Source organism: Neisseria sp. HMSC065D04, assembly GCF_001815675.1.
Taxonomy (GTDB): domain Bacteria; phylum Pseudomonadota; class Gammaproteobacteria; order Burkholderiales; family Neisseriaceae; genus Neisseria.
This window is the reverse complement of sequence record NZ_KV821513.1, coordinates 1-4028: the sequence shown is the minus strand read 5'-3', so window position 1 is coordinate 4028 and position 4028 is coordinate 1. Positions and strand designations below refer to the sequence as shown.

At 53.0% G+C, this 4028-nt stretch carries 2 protein-coding genes; one reads left to right on the top strand and one right to left on the bottom strand.

Going from position 1 to position 4028, the window contains the following annotated elements; all coding sequences use genetic code 11:
- Positions 1 to 214 precede the first annotated feature (214 nt).
- Positions 215 to 2905 carry a bifunctional [glutamate--ammonia ligase]-adenylyl-L-tyrosine phosphorylase/[glutamate--ammonia-ligase] adenylyltransferase gene (gene glnE / locus HMPREF3050_RS06440; protein ID WP_070774162.1) on the top strand — a complete coding sequence of 897 codons (2691 nt, stop codon included), beginning with the start codon at positions 215 to 217 and terminating at the stop codon, positions 2903 to 2905.
- Positions 2906 to 3279: 374 nt separating this feature from the next.
- On the opposite strand, the gene HMPREF3050_RS06435 is transcribed toward glnE, so the two are convergent.
- Positions 3280 to 3900: a methyltransferase family protein gene (locus HMPREF3050_RS06435; RefSeq protein WP_049223284.1), complete on the bottom strand. Its 621-nt coding sequence runs from the start codon at positions 3898 to 3900 to the stop codon at positions 3280 to 3282.
- Positions 3901 to 4028 lie beyond the last annotated feature (128 nt).

Here is a 4028-nt window from a genome sequence, read left to right as displayed (position 1 = left end):
CCGTACTGGTTTAAAGTTAATCCACTATAACAAACTTCCCATGCCGTAAAACACACACCCACTCATACGCCTAAGTTTTGCAGTTTCAGACGACCTCCAAGATTGCTATGATATAGTGGCTTGACTTTAAACCGGTACGGCATTGCCTCGCTTTGTCCTGATTTAAAGTGAATCCACTATCCCACTCCCGTCATCCTTCCAAACGGAATCCGAAATGTCCGACAACCGCCTCGACACCGCCCGCCGCCATTCCCTGTTCCTCGCCCGCCAGCTCGACAACGGCAAACTCAAGCCTGAAATTTTCCTGCCTATGTTGGACAAGGTGTTGACCGAAGCGGATTTCCAAGCCTTTGCCGACTGGGACAAAATCCGCGCAGAAGAAAACGAGGAAGAATTGGCGCGGCAGTTGCGCGAGTTGCGCCGTTATGTCGTGTCACAGATTATCGTGCGCGATATAAACCGCATCAGCGATTTGAACGAAGTAACCCGCACGATTACGCTGTTTGCCGATTTTGCCGTCAATACCGCGCTGGACTTTGCCTACGCCTATTATCGGAACATGTACGGCACGCCGTTCGGGCGTTATACCAAATCGCCGCAGCATTTGAGCGTGGTGGCGATGGGCAAGGCGGGCGGCTATGAGTTGAACGTGTCTTCCGACATCGATTTGATTTTCATCTATCCCGAATCGGGCGATACCGACGGCAGGCGCGAACGGGACAATCAGGAGTTTTTCACTAAAGTCGGGCAGAAACTGATTGCGCTGCTGAACGACATTACCGCCGACGGGCAGGTGTTCCGCGTTGATATGCGGCTGCGGCCGGACGGCGATTCGGGCGCGCTGGTATTGAGCGAAACCGCGCTGGAGCAATATTTGATTACGCAGGGGCGAGAATGGGAACGCTATGCGTGGTGCAAAGGCCGCGTGGTTACGCCGTATCCGAACGACATCAAAGCGCTGGTGCGCCCCTTCGTGTTCCGCAAATATCTGGATTACAGCGCGTATGAAGCGATGCGCAACCTGCACCGCCAAATCCGCAGCGAAGTCAGCAAAAAAGGCATGGCGGACAACATCAAACTCGGCGCAGGCGGCATCCGCGAAGTCGAATTTATCGCCCAGATTTTCCAGATGATACGCGGCGGACAAATGCGCTCGCTGCAACTGAAAGGCACACAGGAAACGCTGAAGAAACTTGCCGAGCTGGGCATCATGCCGTCTGAAAACGTCGAAACCCTGCTTGCCGCCTACCGCTTCCTGCGCGACGTCGAACACCGCCTGCAATACTGGGACGACCAGCAAACCCAAACCCTGCCCGCCTCGCCCGAACAGCAACAACTGCTCGCCGAAAGCATGGGTTTCGACAGCTACACCGCTTTTTCAGACGACCTCAACGTTCATCGTAACAAGGTCAATCAGTTGTTCAACGAAATTTTGAGCGAACCCGAAGAGCAAACCCTAGCCAACAGCGAATGGCAATGGGCATGGCAAGACAAGCCCGACGAAGAAGAGCGGCAAGGCCGTCTGAAAGAACACGGGTTCGATGCCGAAACCATCGCCGCAAGGCTCGACCAAATCCGCAACGGTCATAAATACCGCCATCTCTCCGCACACGCCCAGCCTCGTTTTGACGCCATTGTGCCGCTGTTCGTACAGGCGGCGGCCGAGCAAAACAACCCGACCGATACGCTGATGCGGTTGCTTGACTTCCTCGAAAACATCAGCCGCCGCTCCGCCTATCTCGCCTTTCTCAACGAACATCCGCAAACCTTGGCGCAACTGGCGCAGATTATGAGCCAAAGCTCATGGGTGGCGGCGTATCTTAGTAAATATCCGATTCTGCTGGACGAACTCATCAGCGCGCAGCTTTTGGATACCGCGTTCGACTGGCAAGCGCTTGCCGCCGCCCTTTCAGACGACCTCAAAGCCTGCGGTGGCGACACCGAAGCGCAAATGGACACCCTGCGCCGCTTCCAGCACGCCCAAGTCTTCCGCCTCGCCGTCCAAGACCTCGCCGGACGGTGGACGGTAGAATCCCTCTCCGACCAACTCTCCGCCCTAGCCGACACCATCCTCGCCGCCGCCCTGCCGTGCGCGTGGGCGGACATGCCCAAAAAACACCGCGACACCCCGCAATTCGCCATCGTCGGCTACGGCAAACTCGGCGGCAAAGAACTCGGCTACGCCTCCGACCTCGACCTCGTCTACCTCTACGACGATCCCCATCCCGACGCAGGCGACGTGTACAGCCGCCTCGCCCGCCGCCTGACCAACTGGCTTTCCGCCGCCACCGGCGCAGGCAGCCTCTACGAAACCGACCTGCGCCTACGCCCCAACGGCGACGCCGGCTTCCTCGCCCACAGCATCGCCGCCTTCGAAAAATATCAGCGCGAAAACGCATGGACGTGGGAACACCAATCCCTCACCCGCGCCCGCTTCATCTGCGGCACACCCGAAATTCAGACGGCCTTCGACCGCATCCGCACCGAAATCCTCACCGCCGAGCGCGACCAAACCGCCTTGGCACACGAAATCATCGAAATGCGCGAAAAAATGTTCCCCACCCATCCGCCGGTTGACAGCAACGTAAAATACGCGCGCGGCGGCGTGGTCGACGTCGAATTTATCGTCCAATATTTGATACTTGCCCACGCCCGCCGATATCCGCAACTCCTCGACAACTACGGCAACATCGCCCTCTTGAACATCGCCGCCGACTGCGGCCTCATCGACAAAACCCTCGCCGAACAAAGCCGCACCGCCTACCGCTTCTACCGCCAGCAGCAACACAACACCAAACTGCGCGACGCGGAAAAAACCGAAGTAACCGATGAATTGCTGGCACATTACAGCAATGTCAGGAAATTGTGGCGGGAAGTGTTTGGCGAGGAAGCGAAGCTTGGATAAAGCGGATGTTACGAAGGGGATTAAGTCACTAACCGCATAGCGTGGGTTCTACCTACGAATCACTGCAAACCCGTAGCGTGGGCTTTGCCCACACGAAACCCATTAAATTTTCAGACGACCTCTTTTACCCGCCATTTTCGTGGGTAAAGCCCACGCTACCATCTACGCCATCAAGGCAAAAGGTCGTCTGAAAATGCTTTTCAGACGACCTTATTACCAATAATCTCCCCGTGTGCAAAGCCCATACTAGGGGTTCTAACTATAGTGGATTAAAATTGCAATGATACGTGTTGCCAACGCCCTTATGTACTACCCGTACACGGCGGGCGTTGCCGCCTTGTCTCATTTTTATTTTAATCCACTATATGTGTGGTTTAAAGCAAAAACGGTATAAACCTGTTTTTCACACGCGATTTATATTCCCTGTATTGCTCATTTTGGCTAAGCACCTGTTCTTCATAATTCATGCGTAAAAACTGAAGCAGATACAATAGGGTCAACACTTCAATATTCCACAATGAGAAATTATTGAGTAGAAACGCCACATGCCCGATGAAATAGCCAAAATAAATCGGATGCCGTACCAAGCGATAAGGGCCGGTATCCACCACGGTTCGACAGGCAGGTAAAAGTCCGAAACTCCTGCCCAGATAAATTTTGGCGTAAATCTGCCAACAGATGCCGAAAACGAGCAAGACAGATGCAACATTATCGGAAATCAATTTGACACCGCCACCCAACGCAATAGCAAAAAAATAAAAAGTTGCCCCCATCGTTGCCAATACGGGTAAAAGAGAGAAATTTCGAGTATCCGTAAATTTAGAGAAAACCACGAGAAAAACCGTAATACACTCCCCTACCAACAACAGCAATACGACTGGATTTCTCGTCATCATATAATTTTCTAAAACGGTTTTGATAAAATAACTCAAAGCCGTGACTGCCATTATTTTCATAGTCAGCTCTAAGGCAAGCTGCCTATAATTCAGCTTCATAATTTTCCCTTTATTGATATTTTTTAAGCAGATAATGCAGGTTTTGTTGGCTTTCAACCCAATCTACCCAACCCGTAGCGTGGGCTTTGCCCATGAATCAAACCCAAAATTTCAGACGACCTCTTTTA